Origin of the sequence: Chelativorans salis (assembly GCF_025336525.1) — a bacterium.
GTDB lineage: Bacteria > Pseudomonadota > Alphaproteobacteria > Rhizobiales > Rhizobiaceae > Chelativorans > Chelativorans salis.
On the sequence record NZ_JAOCZP010000001.1, the window covers coordinates 230702 to 250899 of the forward strand.

At 65.6% G+C, this 20198-nt stretch carries 16 protein-coding genes and 1 pseudogene; 9 read left to right on the plus strand and 8 right to left on the minus strand.

What is annotated here, in order from left to right:
* Window positions 1–167: 167 nt before the first annotated feature.
* Both N5A92_RS01145 and N5A92_RS01150 read left to right on the plus strand, forming a co-directional pair.
* A complete protein-coding gene (locus N5A92_RS01145; RefSeq protein ID WP_260899983.1) occupies window positions 168–1766 on the plus strand; it encodes an alpha-glucosidase in 1599 nt (532 codons plus the stop codon).
* Between the two features lie 57 nt (window positions 1767–1823).
* Window positions 1824–2423 carry a TetR/AcrR family transcriptional regulator gene (locus N5A92_RS01150; protein ID WP_260899984.1) on the plus strand — a complete coding sequence of 200 codons (600 nt, stop codon included), beginning with the start codon at window positions 1824–1826 and terminating at the stop codon, window positions 2421–2423.
* Here N5A92_RS01150 and N5A92_RS01155 read toward each other — a convergent pair.
* The 7 genes from N5A92_RS01155 to N5A92_RS01185 are packed head-to-tail and all read right to left on the minus strand — an operon-like array spanning window position 2380 to window position 11773.
* Window positions 2380–3846: an AMP-binding protein gene (locus N5A92_RS01155; RefSeq protein ID WP_260899985.1), complete on the minus strand. Its 1467-nt coding sequence runs from the start codon at window positions 3844–3846 to the stop codon at window positions 2380–2382. The two genes, N5A92_RS01150 and N5A92_RS01155, sit on opposite strands and share 44 nt — an antisense overlap.
* Window positions 3847–3857: 11 nt before the next feature.
* Window positions 3858–4703: a GNAT family N-acetyltransferase gene (locus N5A92_RS01160; RefSeq protein WP_260899986.1), complete on the minus strand. Its 846-nt coding sequence runs from the start codon at window positions 4701–4703 to the stop codon at window positions 3858–3860.
* Entirely contained in the window at window positions 4700–6001 is a 1302-nt protein-coding gene (locus N5A92_RS01165) for a diacylglycerol/polyprenol kinase family protein (RefSeq protein WP_260899987.1), read from the minus strand. The genes N5A92_RS01160 and N5A92_RS01165 overlap by 4 nt, the downstream gene beginning before the upstream one ends.
* The gene (locus tag N5A92_RS01170) at window positions 5998–7107 is read right to left on the minus strand and encodes a BtaA family protein (RefSeq protein WP_260899988.1); all 1110 of its coding nucleotides are present in this window, start codon (window positions 7105–7107) and stop codon (window positions 5998–6000) included. Before N5A92_RS01170 ends, N5A92_RS01165 begins: the two co-directional genes overlap by 4 nt.
* Complete coding sequence (locus N5A92_RS01175; protein ID WP_260899989.1) at window positions 7100–9556, minus strand: PEP/pyruvate-binding domain-containing protein; 2457 nt, start codon at window positions 9554–9556, stop codon at window positions 7100–7102. Before N5A92_RS01175 ends, N5A92_RS01170 begins: the two co-directional genes overlap by 8 nt.
* A 10-nt stretch (window positions 9557–9566) precedes the next feature.
* Entirely contained in the window at window positions 9567–10493 is a 927-nt protein-coding gene (locus N5A92_RS01180; protein WP_260899990.1) for a UbiA family prenyltransferase, read from the minus strand.
* Window positions 10493–11773, minus strand: coding sequence for a hydroxymethylglutaryl-CoA reductase (locus tag N5A92_RS01185; RefSeq protein WP_260899991.1), 1281 nt, complete (start codon window positions 11771–11773; stop codon window positions 10493–10495). Before N5A92_RS01185 ends, N5A92_RS01180 begins: the two co-directional genes overlap by 1 nt.
* A 367-nt stretch (window positions 11774–12140) precedes the next feature.
* On the opposite strand from N5A92_RS01185, the gene N5A92_RS01190 reads away from it, so the two are divergent.
* From N5A92_RS01190 to N5A92_RS01210, 5 genes are all read left to right on the plus strand, one after another.
* Window positions 12141–13013 carry an alpha/beta hydrolase gene (locus N5A92_RS01190; RefSeq protein WP_260899992.1) on the plus strand — a complete coding sequence of 291 codons (873 nt, stop codon included), beginning with the start codon at window positions 12141–12143 and terminating at the stop codon, window positions 13011–13013.
* Window positions 13014–13146: 133 nt separating this feature from the next.
* Entirely contained in the window at window positions 13147–14670 is a 1524-nt protein-coding gene (locus N5A92_RS01195; RefSeq protein WP_260899993.1) for an ABC transporter substrate-binding protein, read from the plus strand.
* Between the two features lie 11 nt (window positions 14671–14681).
* Window positions 14682–15620: an ABC transporter permease gene (locus N5A92_RS01200; protein ID WP_260899994.1), complete on the plus strand. Its 939-nt coding sequence runs from the start codon at window positions 14682–14684 to the stop codon at window positions 15618–15620.
* Complete coding sequence (locus tag N5A92_RS01205) at window positions 15617–16438, plus strand: ABC transporter permease (RefSeq protein WP_260899995.1); 822 nt, start codon at window positions 15617–15619, stop codon at window positions 16436–16438. Before N5A92_RS01200 ends, N5A92_RS01205 begins: the two co-directional genes overlap by 4 nt.
* Window positions 16435–17853 carry an ABC transporter ATP-binding protein gene (locus tag N5A92_RS01210; protein WP_260899996.1) on the plus strand — a complete coding sequence of 473 codons (1419 nt, stop codon included), beginning with the start codon at window positions 16435–16437 and terminating at the stop codon, window positions 17851–17853. The genes N5A92_RS01205 and N5A92_RS01210 overlap by 4 nt, the downstream gene beginning before the upstream one ends.
* Before the next feature lie 27 nt (window positions 17854–17880).
* Here the strand turns inward: N5A92_RS01210 and N5A92_RS01215 are convergent, their stop codons facing one another.
* Window positions 17881–18705, minus strand: a complete 825-nt coding sequence (locus N5A92_RS01215) for a sulfite exporter TauE/SafE family protein (protein ID WP_260899997.1) — start codon at window positions 18703–18705, stop codon at window positions 17881–17883.
* A 147-nt stretch (window positions 18706–18852) separates the two neighbouring features.
* Here N5A92_RS01215 and N5A92_RS01220 point away from each other — a divergent pair, with 147 nt between their 5' ends.
* Together N5A92_RS01220 and N5A92_RS27375 are read left to right on the plus strand one after the other, a co-directional pair.
* On the plus strand, window positions 18853–19599 hold the full coding sequence (locus tag N5A92_RS01220; protein ID WP_260899998.1) for a FadR/GntR family transcriptional regulator: 747 nt from the start codon (window positions 18853–18855) through the stop codon (window positions 19597–19599).
* A gap of 141 nt (window positions 19600–19740) precedes the next feature.
* Window positions 19741–20004 (plus strand): annotated as a pseudogene (locus N5A92_RS27375) (gamma-glutamyltransferase); the annotation flags it as partial.
* Between the last annotated feature and the right edge of the window lie 194 nt (window positions 20005–20198).

The window sequence follows — 20198 nt, forward strand, 5'->3', positions numbered from 1 at the left end:
GGCGGCAAAGTGCTGCTCGCCTCTCTGTTCAACAGAAGAATGGAGATTCAACCCGCGCCAGCTATCTCGGGGACTTGAGTTTTCAACACGCTTCGGGCAATGTCCCGCCATCCAAAGCGCTTTGGATAGTGGAACCAAGCATCAACCCCATATCAGAGAAGAGTGCCATGACTGGCAGCAATGAGTGGTGGCGCGGCGCCGTCACCTATCAGATCTATCCGCGTTCCTTTCAGGACAGCAACGGCGACGGTATCGGTGACCTGAAAGGCATCACCCGCCGGCTGGACCATGTGGCCGAGCTGGGCGTGGATGCCGTATGGCTGTCGCCAATCTTCACCTCGCCGATGGCCGACATGGGTTATGACGTGTCGAACTACACCGATATCGACCCGATATTCGGCACGCTTGCCGATTTCGACGCTATGGTGGCCCGCGCGCACGAACTGGGGCTGAAGGTCATCATCGATCAGGTGTTGTCGCATTCCTCGAACCAGCACCCGTTCTTTAAGGAAAGCCGCAGCTCGCGCGACAATCCCAAGGCCGACTGGTACGTATGGGCCGCTCCCAAGCCAGATGGCTCCCCACCCAACAATTGGCTGGCCATCTTCGGCGGCGTCGCATGGCAGTGGGAGCCGCGGCGGCGGCAGTACTACCTGCATAATTTCCTGAAGGAGCAGCCGGACTTCAACTTTCACAATCCGGAGGTCCAGGAGTGGCTGCTCGGCACCATGCGCTTTTGGCTGGAGCGCGGCGTCGACGGCTTCCGTCTCGACACGGCCAACTTCTATTTTCACGACAAGAAGCTGCGCGACAATCCGCCTTTCGACAACGGCACCGGCGTGCCGCCCGTCAATCCGGCGGCCATGCAGATTCACAATTTCCAGAAGAACCAGCCGGAAAACATCCCCTTCATCGAGAAGCTCCGTGCGCTTCTCGACGAATACGACGACCGCGCGGCGGTGGGCGAGATCGGCGAGCAGCATTTCGCGATCCAGCTCATGAGCGAGTACACCACCGCCAAGCGGCTCAACATGGCCTATTCCTTCGAAATGCTGAGCCCGCGTTTCTCGCCGACGCATTTCCGTGGCCAGATCGAGGAGTTCTTCAGGCTCGCCCCGGGCGGCTGGCCGTGCTGGGCCTTCTCTAACCACGACGTGATCCGCCACGTGACGCGCTGGGCCCAGCATGGGCACGATCAGGACAGCCTCGCCAAGCTCGCTGCCGCGCTGCTTCTGTCGCTGGAAGGCTCAATCTGCGTCTACCAGGGCGAAGAGCTGGGCCAGACCGAAACGGAGCTGAAATTCGAGGAACTGACCGACCCGCAAGGCATCACCTTCTGGCCCGACGACAAGGGGCGCGACGGGTGTCGCACGCCGATGGTCTGGAGCGCTGCAGAGCCGTATGCGGGGTTCTCGGACGCAGAGCATACGTGGCTTCCGGTGCGTGCGCCGCAGCGTGCCCGTGCCGTGAACACGCAGGCGGGCGATCCGAACTCGGTGCTTTCCTTCTACAAGAAGATGCTGGCGCTGCGCCGCGGCCGCGAAGATCTGAAAACCGGAAAGACCCGGTTCCTGAACGTCGCCGACCCGATGCTGGCCTTCGTGCGGGGCGAGCGCCTCCTCTGCCTCTTCAACCTCTCCCGCGAAGAGCAGACGACCGAGGTGCCGGCAACGGACGAGGTGCTGGTCTCTTCGGCCGCTCGGGTGGACGCGGGGACGGTCAAGCTGGGGCCCAATGGGTTCCTTTTGGCCGAGCTCGCCGGATAGCATTGCATGTGAACGTCGTTCACAATAAGCTTGTCCCTTCACCGGGACCCTGCTGCCATGCCCAGAAAGATGAAAGTCAACCGGGAGGATTTGCCGGAGATCGTACTGGACGTGGCCGGGCGCTTTGCCGCCCGCGAGGGACTGCGCGGGGTCGCCATGCGGCGCATTGCGCAGGAGGTGGGCGTCGTTCCCGGCTCCATCTACAACGTCGTCGGTGACATCGACGAGATCGTACTGAGGCTGAACGCACGCACCCTGCGTCGGCTGCAGGAGCACCTGCGCAGGGCCGCCGACCCTCAGGGCAAGGCAGCGGCGAACACGCTTGCCTTCGCGGAGGCCTACCTCGATTTCGTGGCCGCCAACCCGCGGCTGTGGGGCGTCATCCTCGAGCACACCATGCCAGGCGGCGAGCCGATACCCGGCTGGTATGCGGCCGAGCTTGACCAGACCACCGGCCTCGTGGACCGGGTTCTCGAGCCGCTGTTTCCCGACGAGGCGGAGCGCACGCGCACCGTCACTGCCCTTTGGGCGGCACTGCACGGGCTGGCCTCGCTCGCGACCTCGGGCAAGCTGTCGGTCCTCAACGACGATGACCCGCGCGATCTTGCCCGGCTTATGGTGACACGCTTTCTGAAGCTGGACGATCCCGCCGCATGAGGCGGCCGAGAGAAGCCCTCAGCGCGGGATAGTCGACCTTCGAGCCGTGCCGCCGGTCGAGCGGGATCGCCCTGAGAGGGACGACGCGGACACCCCCCATCGCACGCGCCTTTTCCTGCCATGTGTCGCGCAATGCGGCATCTCCCTCGATTGCCAGCACTGGTCTGTCGTCGAGCAAGACCAGCGCGGCACGCACGACGCCCGGCCAAAAGCGTGCCGCCGCCTCCACGCCGAAAGGAAACAGCCCGCCGGCCCGTCCGTCCTGCCGGCCGAGCAGCCACAGGCGGCCATCGGCATCGAGACGCCCGGAATCACCCGTGCGATGCCAGATCTCGCCGCCGAGCTCCATCTTTGTGGTCCGGTCGTCCCGTTCGTCCAGATAGCCCTTATTGACATGCTCGCCGGTGACGACGATCTCGTCCTCCAGGATCTTCACACGGATTTCAGGGATGGGCGGGCCGGCCAGAAGGCCACCGCCCTCACGCATGGCCCGCCAATCCTCCGCCGATATATCCGATAGGCGCTGGTGGGCGATTGGTTCTGCCTCCGTTGAGCCGTAGACGGAGACGATGTCCGCACCCGGCAGCTTCGATGACAGACGGTTGAGCAGATCGGGGAAGACGGGGCCGCCGCCGGTGAAGATTGTGTCCAGCGCTACATCGGGACCGTCCACCAGTCCCGCGCAGATCGAAGGCGGGATCAGCGCCCTGTTGACGCCATTGTCCGCGATATGGCGGGCGATGCCGCCTGTATCGGCCGTCTCCTGCCGGCTAAGGGGCCAGTTGGGCAGGACCGATGTCACGCCGAGGCTGAGATTGGCAAGCACGAAGACGGGGAAGCCGACGAGGTCGACGCAGCCGTCGCGCTCCGGTGCCAGCAATTCTGCGACGCGTGCGTTCTGCAATGCAAGGAAGCGGTGGCTGCGCACGATCGCCTTCGGCCGGCCGGTCGAGCCGCTGGTGAAGGAGATCAGGGCCGGGTGCTCGGCAGCGACCGGCTCGACATCGTCCGCCGGCGGACGCCCGGCCGCCAGGTCACTGGCCGAGAGCGTGAGGGGCACCGGCCACAGCGCGGGCAACGCATAGCGCAGGAACCGAAACCAGCCGGCGGAAAGAAACGCCTTTGGCCTCGTCGCCTCTAACGCATGGCGCAGGCCCCGCAGCCCCAGCGCGGGTTCAGGGAAAACGGCAACGGCACCCAGGCGCCATAATGCCACGAGGCTCGCAAAGAGCCCGACGCCGACCGGCATGGCGATCAATACGCGATCCCCCGGTACGATGCCGGCACGCTTCCACCCCGCCGCCAGAGCCGCGGAACGCTCGACCAGATCGCCATAGGTGGCGCGCGCGCCATCGGCGGCGATGATGGCGGCCCTCCCGCTTCGCACCGTCAGTTCATCGAGGATGGGTTCGAGCAGGTTCATGCCGGCCTTCCCTAAAGCCGCTTTCCCATCAGCGCGTAACGGCGGAAGACATGCGCAGCATGCCTTTGGCTGCGGTCGCGCGAAACATTCTTCTCATGCATCAGCGCATGGATGACCTCTGAAAAGCTGAGATCGCGTGCCGTCCTGTGGAACGTGTCGAGGAGCAGGTGTCCGACGCCCCGGCGGCGGCTGGCATAGGTTTTCACGATGGCCGTTTTGGGCGCCCTTCCCTCCGCTAGATTGGGAAAGCCGAAGAGAAAGCCCACGAGCCCCTCCGCATCCCTTGCAAAGAGGACGAGCCGCGGATTGATTGCCGGCAGAACCGGTTCGTAGAGAGCCTGAAAGGCTTCGCGTGAGATCGGCTTGAAGAAGGGGTTCGCGGCAAAGCTCCCGGCCGACATGTCGAAGAGATGGACGAGCAGTCCCTGCGCGTCTTCCCCGTCCCACGGACGCACGGTAACGCCGTCCATCACTGGCGGAGCTGCCGGGCCGATAGCCTCGTCGAGCGACGCGCGGGCGGAGATGTAGGAGGAGACGGGCGCGAAACCGCTCGCCTTGAACGCTTCCCTGTCATGCGGCTCGCTCACTGGCTCCAGGGAAAAGGGCGGCGAATTGTCGCTTTCTGTGACCAGCCGATAGCTGTGCCAAGTGTCGCCGTCCATGGGCCCGAGAATGGCCTTGAAGCCCTCGGCGCGCAGTTCCTCCTCCGCTCTGGCCAGCACCTCGGCACCCGCCGCAGCGCTTTCGCAGCGAAAGCCGCCGACAGCCGCCGTCCGCAATCCGTCCCAGGCAGGCGCATCCCGGTAGATGCGGCAGGTTGCGCCCTTTGTCTCGATCTGCTGTGGAGCCGTGCTCATAGGATCAATGCCTTTGCCATGAAGAAGGTGACGGGGACCGGCAGCGCCAGCGCCAGCGTACGCGGGCCGCGGTAGCGGTCGAGGAGTTGAGGCCGAAGGACCGGGATCACCATGCACAGGACGAAGCTCGCGACGATCCACGGCCATAGCGAGCCGTGCCACTGGATCGCCTCCACATTCCGTCCGGCGACCAGAATGGTGACGGCAAGGAGGACGGCCGCGCCCACTGCCGTCAGCGCCAGCCGGCGACCGGCAGCCAGCGCAACGAAGACAAGAGCCGCGCCGGCGAAGGAGAGGTTGTACATGTTGATCGCATCGTGGCCCGCATAGCGGCCGAGAAACAGCCAAAACACGGCGACCACGACGACGAGCGCCAGGACGTCGAGGTCCGGGTAGTGGCTCTTGCACGGACGTACATGCCGCGCCGCCAGATGGGCGAGGATCACCAGCACCGGCAGAGCCGCGTTGTGCACCTCCGTCACCGCGCAGATCATGAAAATGGCGATGGTGTAGGCGCGCGCGGCGTGGCTAGACAGGCCGACCCTCGGCGCCAGCGAGAGGGCGACAACCAGCGTCGCCAGGAAGAAGAGCGTCAACCCCAGAAGCGGCAGCGGCGGCGTTTCCAGATGGCTCGAGAGGAAGAGATGAAGGCCGACGGGGAGGAACAGATTGTCGAAGCCGTGCCAGGAATCGGCCTCCACGAGCGTGCCGAAAGCGGCGATCACGAGCGACAGAAGAACGACATTAGCGCGCGAGATGTCCGTCATAAGGAGCAGCAGGATCATGGCGACGATCCATGTCACCAGGAAGAACATTGCCGAGCCTTCGAGGCTCTTCGTCCCCGTCTCCACCGAGAGGAACCTGCTGCCGTAGCGCACTCCCGTCATCGCCGCCGCGGCATCCGACAGCGTCACCACGGCGATGGGCAGGACGTAGAGGACGGGATTGCCGTGCGAGAAGAAGAAGACGATGCCGACGGCAAGGGCGAGCAGGATATCGCCATAGGAATGGCGCTCGACGCTGTGCAGCGTCGAGCCGAGACCGCTGCGCGCAAGGCCAGGCATGCGCAGGATCAGGAGAACGACAGCCGCGCTGCCGGCGATAGCGAGGACGGGCCAGCGGCTCGTGAAGAGCCAAGGCAGCGTCAGTGCATAGATGCCTGTCGCCACGTGGACGCTCTTGCGCTGCAACTCGGCCGACCATTCGAAGTGCCGCGCAAGCCATTTCACCGCCGTCATGATGGCGAGCAGCAGCATGAGCGAAAGGACGATGAGGCCGAGTTGCTGAGCGATGATCATCTCACCTCCTCGACCACGAAATCCGAATAGAAGAAGGCCTTGTCCATGGCGCGCCCCCGCGCCTCCACATCTTCTACCGTGCGCATGCGGTCGGCAAACTCCAGCGGCATGCGGCGCGGCGCCATCATGTTCCAGTAGACGAAGCGGGCGCCGGGATTGGCCGCATCGATCAGGCTTCTATAGACTGCGCGGAAGGCGCCGTCGCCCATGTACTCGAAGATGTCGGAGAGGTTGAAGCCATCCGCCCTCTCGCCGGTCGCCACGAAAGTTTCGAGCGAGCCGTGTCGTATGTCGAGCCGGTCGAGGCGGTCGCGGATGGTCTCGAAATGCTCGCGCCTGAGTGCCAGAGGCAGGGCCTGGCCGTGGGTACCCTTGAGAATCCAGTGGAGATAAGAGTTGTCGCCAGGATCCAGATTGGCGACCGCATGCACGATGCGGCGCGCGACATGGTCGGCGACGCTGCCGTCCACGTGATCGAAAAATGCCGGATCGCGGCCAAGCCGCCCCATGGTGAAGCGCGAGAAGAAAAACTTGAGAAGCAGGCGCCAGCGCCAGGTATCCCATTCCTCCCGTAGAAACCGTTCGCGCTCGGCCCGCGGGCGCGAGTGGAGAAGCGCATCGACCGTGGCGCGGTTATGGACGAGCGGTAAGACGTTGCGCCGGAAGATGCGGAAATAGCGCTCGAAACGGCCGGCGCCGCCGAGCCCATGCTCGACCACCTCGTCACGAAGCGCCGCCCAGAAAGCCTGTGACGTATCCGAAAGCCCGGCCGCGACCTCATCGAGAAGTGCACCGCGGCGGGCCGAAGGGCGGGAGCCCATCAGTTCCAGAAGGGCAGCGTGGTCGAGCGTGCGATAGGTGGCGATGCGGATCTTCAGGCATTCGATCTGGGCCGCCGACAGGTCGACGGCGACAACGCGCGCGGGATTAAGGGTGAGCATGGCGAGCGCATTGTCGCCCGCAGAGCAGATCGAGACGAGGGTGGAGCCGGAAAGCGTCTCGCGACCCTCGGCAAGACCGGCCAACAGGCAATCCGCATCCTCCCAGATCTGGGCGTAGCGGATCTTCTCGAAACTGGCCTTGGCGGCGATCTCGGAGTCAGACATTGAGCTTCCTCACTGCCCCGGTGGCCCCGTCCACCTCGACGCGCTCGCCGGAGACCAGCCATTCCGTCGCTCCCCTGAGGCCGACGACGCAGGGCAGCCCCAGCTCGCGGGCGACAATTGCGGAGTGGGAAAGCAGGCTGCCCCGCTCCACGACGATGGCCGAGGCGTTGGCGAAGAGCGCGATCCACCCCGGGTCGGTGAAACGCGCCACCAGCACCTCGCCCTGCTTCACGGATTCCGTGCGCGGATCGCGCACCACACGCACGGGTGCCTGTACGATGCCGGCGCAGCAAGCCGTACCCAACCGCACCTGCTCGCCGTCGTCGCCGCTTCGGGCTGAAGGCGACGGCAAGTCCGCCGCGTTTATGGCCGCGCCGGTAACGGTGAGCCGCTCGGGCGGGTCGGGTCGCTTCTCGGCACGCGCCATCTCCACCTTCCTGGCGGCGGCGAGCGGCGCGAGGTCCGTGCTCGTGCCGAACCCCTCTATGGCGCCAAGCACTTCCGGCACCGTGAGGTAGAAGACGTCGCGGGCCTCCTCCAGAACGCCGTGAGCATGGAGTTGCCGCCCCATGGCGAGAAAGAGACGGCGCGCATGGCCGAAGACGCGCGTGCGCTCGAAGCGCAGGTTCTCCCGGTCGCGCACCCGCGCCTTGGCCATGGCCAACACGCGGCGGGCGATGAAGCGTCTGACCGGACGGCCGGCGAAGAGTGTGGCGGCGGGATCCTTCTCCCGCTCCGCGTGGTGGACGGGCTTGCGTCCGCCGCGTGCGGCGGCGGCGATGGCGGCGAGCAGCGGGCGCGGGTCCTCCTCGAGCGTGATGCTTTCAAGCTTGAGCTCCTGCGTGCAACGGTCGCCGAATTTGGCAATGTAGTCCGTGGCTTCCCGTTCGAGCTTCGGGTGCTGCGAGAGGACGGCGAAATCTCCGGCCTCCAGAGCCTCGATAAGTCCTTCCTCGCCTGCCGCGAACGTTCCCATGCGGGCGATGCGCCGGGCGGGCTCGGCGGAGATGATGTCGCCCTGGCCGATCATGACCTCGTTGTGGAGTGCCAGCCCCACCTCGCCGGCCCAGCGCTCCATGAGCTTGCGCGAGGCGCCGAAGGCCATCATGCAAAGGAGATCGTTGATGAGCGGCGCGTCCCAGCGGCCGAGCAACTGGCTCTCCACGCGGCGATATTCCGCCGCCAACGCGGTGAGCGGCATGGCGTCGATTTCGGCGGGCTTCACTTCAAGCGCCCGATCGAGCCGCTCATGAAAAGCGCGGATCGTGCGCGGCAGGCGGATCGCCTCGCGGATGAGCCCGAGGCCAGTCCTGCTGATGCGGGCGTATTCCCTGACCGCCGCCCAGCCTTTCGCCGGCTTCGGCGCCAGCCGGTCGGCAATCTCGACCGGCAGCGGCTCGCTCACCCCCATCATGGTTTCCATAGGCGCGCGGTTGATCGCAAAGCAGGGCAGAAGTGCGATCAGCCGGTACCAGTTGATGAGGTTGTAGTAGACCCGGCAGTCGATGCGCCCCAGAAGGTTTTCAAAGGCTGTAGTCTGGGCGCGGATGACATCCGCGCGCACGCCCAGCAATTTCATCAAAACCGGATAGACGCGCGCATAGACATATTGCGCGAAGCTGTAGGTAAGCGGGGAAACGAGGCCCGGATAGCTCTCGATGATGTTGGAATTGTCGAAGATGGTGAGCTGCGGATCGTCGATGGGTTCAGCACGCAGCGGCGTGGTGATGGGCCTTGCCTGGAGGAGGAACAGCCGCTTGCCCTCGAAAGCCCATTCGACGTCCTGCGGAACACCCCGCACCGCCTCGATTCGGGCGACCATTGCAGACAACGCTTCCAGATCGGCCGGAGACAGAACGCCATCCTCAGGCCCTTCCAGAAGTGCGCCGGTGCGGCGGTCGATAAGATAATCGTCGCCGTCCGTCTCGCCGCCGACGAGCCGGTCGCCTAGGCCGGCGACGGCGGAGGCGACTATGCGGTCGCGCCGGCCAGAGACGGGATCGGCCGAGAAGGCGACGCCGGCGGCCCGCGCCCTGACCAGCCGCTGGACGAGGACAGCGGGCGCATGATCGCCCGATCCAAGGCCACGCCTGGCGCGATAGGCGCGCAGCGTGTCCGTGCCGCCGGACTTCCACACGCGATGCGCTGCCTTGGGTACATCGGCGGCCGCGATATTGAGAAGCGACAGAAACTGGCCGGCATGGGAATGCTCGGCGCCATCCTCTTCGCGCGCGGAAGAGCGGACAGCGAAGGGGCCGGGGCCAATCTCCTCCAGATGGCCGATAAGCCCTTTCCGCGCCTCGGCGCGCAAGCCGGTGCCGGTGAAGGCCGCGGGCGTGATGGTGAAGAAGGGCGGCACCTCGAAGCCGTCCTTCACCAGGGCGGCAAGGGTGGCAGCCTTGCCGCCGATCTTCGCTGCTTCCGCCGCGGCCGATCCGTTGACGATCATGCTCTTCCCCTCATACAAACAGCGGCACAAAGCCGGCCGCGCCGTAGCAGATCAGAACCCACAAGCCCGCCATTGCATCAACCAGGCGCTCGGCGCCCTCAGTGGGAGCGCGAACGTAGAGCAATGCGCTTACAAGACAGACTGCGAGCCCCAACAGACCGACGATGGCAACGGCGTAGAAAGCCCCCACCGCGCTGCCCACCGCCAGCAACAGGCCGAAGCCGGCGAGGAGCAGCGCGCACCACAGAACGGCTGCCCTTCGCGGGCCGAGCAGGGCCGAATAGGTATCCACCCCCTCCCGCTCGTTTTCCGGAGCCCGCATCTTGCGGCCGATTTCGATCACGCAGCCGTTGACGAAGCTCAGGACGAGGAACAGCCAGAGCTTCTCGGGCGGAGCGCCGCTCGCCGTCAGCCACTCGCAGCCCGTCACGAAGAGGTCGAGCAACGGCATGATCATCATGTGCGAGACGAGGTAGAGGAACGGCCGCGCGCGCAGCCACTCCGGCGCGAAGAACTCCACCGTCATCAGACCGAGCCACAGCCAAGCGAGGGCCAGAAGCCATAGCAATGCGGGCGCGAGGACTGCCGCCGCCACGGCGGCCAGCGGCACGGCGGCCAGCCCGATACCGACGATCACCCGCAGGTCGACGAGGCCGCGCGGCACCGGAAGCTCCGGCCGGTAGCGGCGGTCGAGGTCGGCGTCCTTGACCTCGTCGCAGGCGCGCAGCTGCAGGAAAATGGTGAAGGCCACAATGAAGGCCACGGCGTAGACCGGCAGGGACGGCAGTGGCCGGCCTGCGAGAAAGGCGGAAACGTTGACGCTGGCGACCGAGAATACGGCAACGAGCAGCGCCGTCTTGGCGACCGGAAAGCGCTCGCGCTGGTAGATCCACAGACGCTGTGCCAGCGGCAGGGTCACTTCGCTCAGGGCTGACATCAGCGCTCCCTCGCGAGCTTCCGATGGGCGCTGGCGAATTCGCCGGCGGCGAGCGCGCCGATGATGGAAATCTCGCCGCACAGGCATAGCGAGGCAACGACCTCGGCGAGCGCAGCCGCCTTTCCCGGCCCCTGCAGCCCCAGGAGGCGCAGGGCCGCGGCCTGGCTCGGCAGGCCAGTGCCGCCGCCGACGGAGCCGACGAGAATGTTCGGCAGTGTCACCGATATGAAAAGATCGCCGTTGCGGCTTTCTACCCGCGTGAAGCCGATGGCAGATTCGGAGACGCATGCCGCGTCCTGCCCGGTGGCGATGTAGAAGGCGGCAAGCCCGTTCGCATAGTGTCCCTGGGCGCCCAATTGCCCGCTCAGCATGGCGCCGAGATTGGCCATCTGCGCGTAGTCGAGAAAACGCTCGACGCTGACATGCAGATACTTTTCGACCAGCGCGCGCGGCAGCGTCACCGATGCCGTCACCTTGCGGCCGCGACCCGAGGTGAGGCCGAGATAGGTGCTCTTCTTGTCGCCGGAGTAGTTCGCCTCGATGAACCAGTGCAGCGGGCGGATCGGACAATGCGTCTCGATGTGCCGGCACAGCGCCTCAGTGGCAATGGTGACCATGTTCTGGCCGGAAGCGTCACCGGTGGTGTAGCGGCACAAAAGGAAGACGATTTCGTTGTCCATCAAAGGCTCGATGGAGACGAGCCGGCCATAACGCGTAGTCGCCTCCGCCGCGGCCCTCAGATCCTCGCTCGCATGCACCACCCACTCCAGGAACAGGCCGGCATCCAGCACATTGGCGAATTTGAAGCCCGGGCTGCGCAGGACGCCCTCGGTCAGCATGACGGCGGCGATGCCGCCGGCGCGGGAGGCAAGCTCGGCGCCGCGCGCGTAGGAGGCGACAAGGGCGGCCTCGGTGGTGGCCAGCGGCACGATGAAATCGCCATTGGCGTTGAGCCCGTTGATGCGCACGGGGCCGACCACACCCACCGGCACTTTCACCGCGCCGATCATGTTCTCGATATTGGCCGCGTAGCGCTCCGCCGTCTCGCGCGTCTCGCCGTCAGCCAGGACGCCTTCCACTTCCGCCGCCTCGGGTCGGGTGGCACGAATCGCCTCCCACAATCTCCCGATGGAAGCGGCGGAAACGCGCCGGGCGCTACGCAAGGCGCGGGAGAGCGGCTCCTCGACCCGCCCATCTAGGCGACTGCGCACCTGCTGTTCGGTGAAGGTCGCCCGCAGATGCGCAAGGCGCTGGACGATGCTGTGAGAGATGATCGACATTCCCCCTCCCCCCGTTGGTGCGGTAGGTATCCGGCAAAGCCGATCCTGCGCAGCAAGCGAAGCTATAGAACAACTATATTCTCAGACCAGTACCTAATCCGTTCGATTTCCCGGAAGCGGCTCCGACTGGAGCATCTTTTTTGAACGCCGTTCACATACACCCAGCGCGCCGCATGTTCAAGCGCTTTTTTGAACAACGTTCATTATTGATTATGACCAGTGTTCACATTAGGTTGGCTCGAAAGCCGCAGGAGACACTCTATGCCGGAGAGAACGATGGACCACTGTGACAATGAACTGGGCCTGGCGCGGGAGAGCAGCCGGCCACCGGGCATCGGAGCAGCGCTCCGGGCGGGAGGCGCATGACATGCTGTCAATCGCTCTGGGATCGGCGGCCGCCGCCTACGCATGCTATATCGGCGGGGCGTATTGCCTGCGTAGCCGCGTCATCTATCCCCTCGCCGGTACGCCATACGGCGCGTTCAGGGAGTGGCCCGGCGAGGCGGCCAGCCGCCTGACCCGGGAGATTCCAGGCGGGCGCGTCCATGCCTTCCACCTCGAGACCGCGAGGCCGCGCGGGCGCGTCGTCCTTCTGCACGGCAATATGATGGTGGCCTCGGACGTGGCGTTTCTCGCCGGCGTCTGGCTGAAGCAAGGTTTCGATGTGCTGGTGCCCGAGTATCGCGGCTATGCCTCCGCAACCGGCCGCCCCGACACTGATGGAATTGTCGAAGACACGCTGCATTTCCTTGATCGGATGCGGCCTGCGCCGGACAAGCTCATCGTTCACGGGATCTCGCTCGGCGGGGGAATCGCGGCCGAGCTCACCCGGTCCCGTCCCATCGACGCCCTCGTGATGCAATCGACGTTTCTGTCGATTTCGGTCGCCGCGGCACGCTACGGCCTGCCCGGCGTCCTGGTGCGCAACCTCTACCCGACCGAACGGACGCTGCAGACATTTGAAGGCCGCGCCCTCGTGGTCCACGGCGATGCCGACCCGAGATTTCCACCGCGGCACGGCAGGCGCCTTGCGACACTGCTGCCCCGGCATCGCTCGCGCTATGTCGAGGTGCCGGGGGCCGTTCACATGATCGACGACCGCATTGTCGCGAAGCTGATCGCCGATCACGCCGACTGGCTGGCGGACGGCGAAGGCGGTCGGGAAGACGTCCGCGCGGAAACGGACGGCTCACCCTCGGGCCTCTCTTCACAGCAAACGCCGCCCATCTCCGGTCCCTGATCGCACCTGCCAGCCCCGTTCCGGTTGTGGATATCCACCAGCGCACCGGTGTGGCGCGTCTGTGCGATTGACCTTTTGGCGCCGATGCGCAATGAAGCGAGTAATATTATAACATTTACATACGAGGTTAGGGATGCGCTTTGCACTTTTTCTTGCCGCAGCCGCCACGGCGATCGGACTTTCGTCAGCCGCGGGCTCGGCCGAAGAGCGGCCGCTCAAGGTTGTCGGGCCATGGGAGATCGGTGGTATCGATCCGGCGCAGTCGGGCTATGTTTTCAGCCGGTTGCAGGTGGCCGAGACCCTTGTCAGCGCGGACCCGACGGGCAAGCTCGTCCCGGCGCTCGCCGAGCAATGGTCCGTCAGCGAGGACGGGCTTACCTGGCGTTTCAGGATCCGCGCCGGGGCGACCTTCCACGACGGAAAGCCGGTGACGGCTGAGGCCGCGGCGGCGAGCCTGCGGCAAGCGCAGGCCGGCGTAGGCGTTCTCACCCAGGTGCCGATTTCCGATATCGCGGCCGAAGGCCAGGATGTTGTCTTGCGCCTGGGAAAACCCTTCGCCGCCCTGCCCGCCTATCTCGTCAATTTCGGCAATATCATCCTCGCCCCCGCGTCCTATGATGCTTCCGGAAAGGTCACACGGATCATCGGTTCCGGCCCCTACAAGGTGAAAAGCCTGACGCCGCCCCTGAAACTGGAGCTCGAGGCGTCGGGGAACTGGTGGGGCGGTGCGCCCGAGATCGGCGTAGTCAGCTATCTGGCCGTGGGTCAGGGCGAGACGCGGGCTATCATGGCCGAAAGCGGCGAAGCCGATCTGGTCTTTTCCATGCTGCCGGTCTCCGTAGAGCGGCTGAAGCGCGATCCGCAGCTCGAGGTGAAGATCGCCACCATTCCGCGCACGCGCATCCTGAAGGTGAACGCGGGCTCTCCCTTCTTCGACGACGTGGAGGAAAGGCAGGCGATCAGCTACGCCATCGATCGGGCGGGCATTACGAAGGCGATCCTGCGCAATCCAGACCTCGAAGCCACGCAGCTCTTTCCACCGGCGTTGGTGGGCTGGCACGTCTCCGACCTACCACCCCTGGAGCACGATCCCGATGCGGCAAGGCGGCTTCTCGCAGAAGCGGGCTGGGAGCTAGGCAGCGACGGCATTCTGGAACAGGACGGCAGGCGTTTCAGCGTCACGCTCCTCACCTATTCGAACTGGCCGGAACTGCCGCCCATCGCCACGGTCCTGCAGGCGCAGTTGAGGGAGGTCGGGATCGACGTCAAAGTCTCGGTCGGCAACAGCTCGGAGATTCCCAGCCGGCATCGCGACGGCACGCTGGAGATGGGGCTGATCTCCCGCCTCTATTCGATTGTTCCCGATCCCACGGGAACATTGCTCCAGGACTACGGCCCCGGGGGCAGCGATTGGGGCGCCATGGGCTGGTCCAACGAGGAGCTTCAGGCTCTGGTCGACAAGCTCGTGGCGACAAGCGACCTAGAGGAGCGGGCGCCGCTCCAGAGGCGTGCCGTGGAGATCCTTCAGGAAGAGTTGCCCGGCATCCCGATCACCTGGTCGGAACTGGCAATCATCGCCAACGAGCGCATCACCGGCGTTCAGGTCGATCCGTTGGAGGTGAATTACGGCCTTGCCTCGATCCGCTGGGCCGAATGAAGGGCATTCCAATGAGACGCTTTCTCCTTGCGCGCCTCGCCCAGGCCGGCGTCGTCGCCGTCGTGGTCGGAACGCTGTGCTTCGTCCTCATGCGGGTTCTGCCGGGCGATGCGGCGATGCGCATCGCCGCAGGCCGCTACGGCCCGGATGCCGCGATTGCCGAGGCCGCCGAAAAGGTGCGGCAGGAACTCGGTCTCGACCAGCCGTGGCCCGTGCAGTTCCTGGAATGGCTGGGGAACCTCCTCCGGTTCGACCTCGGCCATTCCCTCGTCACCGGCGCTCCGGTCATTGAAGAACTGAAAGTCCAACTCGGCGCGTCGCTCTGGCTTGCCGCCGCAGCACTCCTCCTCTCCCTGCTGATCGGCCCCGCCGTCGGCATCGTCTCCGGCCTCCGACCGAATGGCTGGGCGGATCGGCTGGGGCTCGCCGGTTCGGTGACGTTGCGCGCACTGCCGCCCTTCGTGCTCGGGCTCATCCTGATGCTGGTCTTTTCCATATGGCTCGGCTGGCTTCCGCCCGCGGGCTTCGGATCATGGAGGGAACTCATCCTGCCGTCCCTGACGCTGGCGCTGGGGCTCGCCGCCGTATCGAGCCGGGTGACGCGCGAGGCAATCGCGACCGTCGCCAAGGCCCCCTATTTCGCCTTTGCCAGGCACAAGGGGCTGCCCGAAGCGGTGGTCGTGCGGCGCCACGGGCTGCGCAACGCCGCCATCCCGGTCGTCTCCTATCTCGGCCTGCAGGCCATCTACCTTGTCGAAGGCGTGGTCGTCGTGGAGACGATTTTCGCTTATCCGGGGATTGGACACGCGCTCGTCCATGCGATTGTCGAACGGGACATTCCAATGGTCCAGGGAACGGCGCTCGCCATGGGGCTGATCTTTGTCGCCGTCACCGCCGGTGTGGATGCCGCCTCGGCATGGCTTGACCCACGGCTGAGGAGGGCGCAATGAGCGTGGAAACCGCCTCCCCTTCAATCTCGCGTCCCCGCCATCTTTCCGCCCGCGCGATCGGTGCGGCGCTGCTTCTGGCGCTTGCCGCCTTCGCAATCCTCGGCCCATGGCTGATCGAGGCCGACCCCGCCCGACAGAACCTCAGCGCAAGCCTCGCCCCGATCGGCGGCGAGTATCTTCTGGGGGCGGACCATTACGGGCGGAGCCTCCTGGCGCGGCTCGCCCACGGCGCCCGGCTGTCCTTCGGTATGGCCTTCCTCACCATGATCACCGCCGCCCTCCCCGGCATCCTCTTCGGCCTCGTCGCGGCCTGGCGTGGCGGCTGGATCGAGCGCATGTTCGAGCTTCTCGCGAACATCGTTCTGGCGCTCCCCGGCCTGATGCTCGTCCTCCTGCTTCTCGCCTTCGCACCGGGGAATTTCGGGCCGCTCTATCTGGGACTGGCGCTGACGCTGTGGGTGGAGTTCTACCGGGTCACACGCGCCACGACGGCGACGATCCTTAAGCAACCGCATATCGAAGCGGCCAAACTCCTCGGCTTCGGACCTGGCTATATCCTGCGCAACCACGTTGGTCCCGTCATCGCTCCGCTGATCGCCACCCTGGCGGCTTTCGCCATGGCCACGGCCATCGTCGCCATCTCCACGCTGAGCGCAATCAGTGTCGGGCTGCAGCCGCCCACGCCGGAGCTTGGAAGCATGATCGTCGAGCTTCTCCCCTATTACGCCGAAGCGCCGGTGCACGTCCTGCTTCCCGCAGTGCTGATCTTCCTGCTCGTGCTCGCCCTGCAACTCGTCGCGCAAAGAGAAACCCGATGAACGCTCCAGCACGCATCCACGAACTGTCCATCGCGGGGCTGAGCATACATTCGCGCACGGGCCCCATCGTCAGGGACATTTCCCTCTCACTTCGGCCCGGACAACCGCTCACGCTCCTCGGCGAAAGCGGCTCGGGGAAATCCCTCGTGGCACAGGCGGTGATGGGGACCCTGCCACCGGAGCTTACGGCATCGGGAGCGATCCGCCTGGACGGCGTCGATCTCATCTCCAGCTCCCCCGACGAGCGGCGCGAACGCTGGGGCCGTGCCATCTCGCTTCTCCCACAGGAACCGTGGTTGGCCCTCGATCCGACCATGCGCATCGGCCCGCAGGTTGCCGAGGTGCACCGCTTCGTCCGGCGGCAGGCGGCACCGCAGAGCAGTGCCCTCGCCCGGACAAACCTGACCGAGGTCGGCCTCGGCCACGCCGGCGCCCTCTATCCCTTTCAGATGTCCGGCGGCATGTGCCAGCGCGCGGCGATCGCTATTGCCCATGCCGGCGGCAGCGGGCTCCTGATCGCCGACGAGCCCACCAAGGGGCTCGACGCCGACCTGCGCGACCGCATCGTCGCGCGACTGAAACAGGAGGTCGACGCTGGCCGGCTCCTGCTCACGATCACGCACGATATCAGTGTAGCCCGCGCGCTCGGAGGCACGGTCGGGGTCATGCTGGAAGGCCGTCTCGTGGACTATGGCTCGGCGGAGCAGGTGCTGACGGCGCCATCCCATCCCTACAGCCAGGCGCTGCTGAATGCCGACCCGCAGACATGGGTTGGCAGCGCACCCGCACCCTCCGGAGACGTCGTGCTAGGGGGACGCGGCCTCGCCAAGAGGTTCGACAATTACGCCCTTTTCGAAGATATCGACATCGAGGTGCGCGCCGGCGAGATCCTCTCCGTCGTCGGCCCCAGCGGATGCGGCAAGACCACGCTCGGCAACATCCTCCTTGGGCTTGTCGAGCCGGACGCGGGAACGGTCGAGCGGCGCAAGGGCATCTCCCGGCTGCGCTTCCAGAAGCTCTATCAGGATCCGCCCGCCGCCTTCCCGCCCCACCAGGCAATCCGCAAGGGCTTGCGGGACTTGGTGAAGCTGCACCGGGGCCGATGGGAGGAGGTGGAGGCGCTGCTTGAACGCCTTCGGCTTCAGAACGGGCTGCTCGACCGCTTACCCGGCCAGATTTCGGGAGGCGAGTTGCAGCGCTTTGCGATCCTGCGCGCCCTGCTGCTCGATCCAGTCTTCCTGTTCGCCGACGAGGCCACATCCCGCCTCGATCCCGTCAGTCAGAAGGAGGTGGTCGACGTTCTGCTCGAGGTGGTCGGTGAGACCGGCCTTGGCGTCCTCCTCGTCACGCACGATCATGCCCTTGCAGAGAAAATCTCAACGCGGACGGTACGGCTGGCGCGCCGTGACACATAGGGCGCGCTCACCGCCGCCGGCCGCACATTACAGAATACTTGTGATCATGCGCACGCTGGTGATGGCCAGGAACACGGCAAAGCAGTAGCGCAACGCCGTGGGCGGTATGGCGTGCGCAATCCTTGCGCCCAGAGGCGCCGTCAGCATCGACAGAGGAACGATGGCCAGCAGGCCGGCAAGGTTGACGTAGCCCAGCGACAGGGGTGGCAGGTCCGACAGCCCCCAGCCGAAATAGGCGTAGCCCAGCGTGCCGGGAATCGCGATGATCAGCCCGATGGCCGAAGCCGTTCCCACGGCCAGCCGGATCGGGTAGCTGAAGAAGGACAGGATCGGCACCGACAGCGTGCCGCCGCCGATGCCCATCATCACCGAGAAAACGCCGATGATCGTACCCAGGATTTCCTTGAGCGGTGTCCTCGGCATGCGCCTTTTCGCGGCCCGCTCCGCGGGCTTGAAGGCCATGTTGACCGCAACGAGGGCGGCGACAACGGCGAAGACAAGGGTGAGCACCTCGCCCGCGACGTTGCCCCCGAGGATCGTTCCCGCGACGACGCCGAAGGCGACCGCCGGTCCCCAGCTCTTGAGGAGTGCTGTGTCCACGCTCTTCTTCTTCCAGTGCGCGCGCGCCGAAATGAAACCAGTGAAGATGATAGTCGCTAGCGAAGTGCCCACGGCGACATGCATCCTCACGTCCTCCTCTATGTCGAGCCCGATAAAGACGAAGAACAGCACCGGTACAATGACGATGCCGCCGCCGACGCCGAGCAGCCCCGATATCACGCCGGCTATGGCGCCGGTTGCGGCGAGGATTGCGATCAGCGTGAGGGCTTCGGCAAGATCGATTTCGAGCATGATCGAAAATTCTCAAAAAAGGCCCGAGCAGGGGCAGGATGAAGGTAAGCCGCCCTTCCCCAGCGGAACCGCTTGACAAGAGAGACGAAGGTGACGTTATAGAGGGGGAACCATTATAAGAAAAGGTCTCCCTTTGAGAGGTGATCCTTGAGCCTCGACAACGTCCGTTCCAACTCCTCCATCGCCCTGGAAAAGCTGCGCCAGATCGTGCGCGAGCACCGCGACGATGTGGAATGGCAGCTCCCGCCCGAGCGAGAACTGGCGCTTTCCATGGGGCTCGGCCGGCGTGCCGTCCGTCGCGCCATGGAGGTTCTGGAGGCCGAGGGGCTCGTATGGCGCCAGCAAGGAAAGGGGACCTTTGTCGGGCGTCGTCCCGCCCTGCAGCCGCAGTTCTTCGGCAATCTTGCCGAGCGGACCAATCCTTCCGAGGTGATGGAGGCGCGGCTGCAGATGGAGCCGGCGCTTGCCCGCATGGCCGCACTGCGCTGCTCGAACGAGGATATCGCCGCCCTCGAGCGGCTGGCCAGGAAGACCATAGCCGCCTCCGACGACGACGGCTGGGAACTGTGGGACAGCGCCTTCCACCGCCGCATTGCCGAATGCGCCGGCAACGGGCTGATGCTGGCGCTGTTCGACATCGTGCAGCGCATCCGCCAGGAACCAGACTGGCGGCAATTGAGGGCGATGGCCAGGACCTCGGAGCGGCGCGCCCGTTCTCATCGGGACCACGAGGAGATCGTGGCGGCGATCGCCAGCCGCGACGGCGCGGCGGCCGAGCGCGCAATGCGGAGGCACCTGAGCGCCATCAATGCCGACCTCCAGTCGATCGTGTTGGGCAGTGAAGCGGCGGAGCCGGCGAGCGCACCTGCGGCTCGAAAGAGCTCCGTTGCGTGAGCAAACCCATCGCGTCTTCCCCGGCGGCGGCGCCTTCCTCGTCATGCTCGACTTCGACCGTCGGTGCGACGCGCTCGAGCCGCGCGACAACTGACTATTCAAAGAGACGGAGCGACTGATCCATATTCACCACAAGGCCAGAGCGGCAGCCGCCACCGCGGCGTGATCACCGCCGAGGACATGGCCGGCTGGCAGGCGACCTACGAGGCGCCGCTCACCTACGACTATCACGGCTACACGCTCAACAAGATCGGCCCGTGGGGCCAGGGGCCGGTCTTCCTGCAGACCCTGGCGCTGCTCAAGGGTTTCGACATTGCGGCGATGGACACGCGCGGGCCTGATCTCGTGCACACGCTGACGGAGGCCATGAAGCTCGCCTTCGCCGACCGCGAAGCCTATTTCGGCGCACACCACCCACTTCCCCAGCTCCTTCTATCCGCGTGACAGGAAGCCCGGCCATCTGGCCGTCGAGGAAAGCTTTGGCGCGGAGACCATCGCTGCGCTCAAGGCGCGCGTCACCGGCTGGAGGTGGCACCGGAATGGACGATCGGGCGCATGGTCGCCGCCGCGCGCGGCGAGGACGGCCTGCTGCGTGCGGC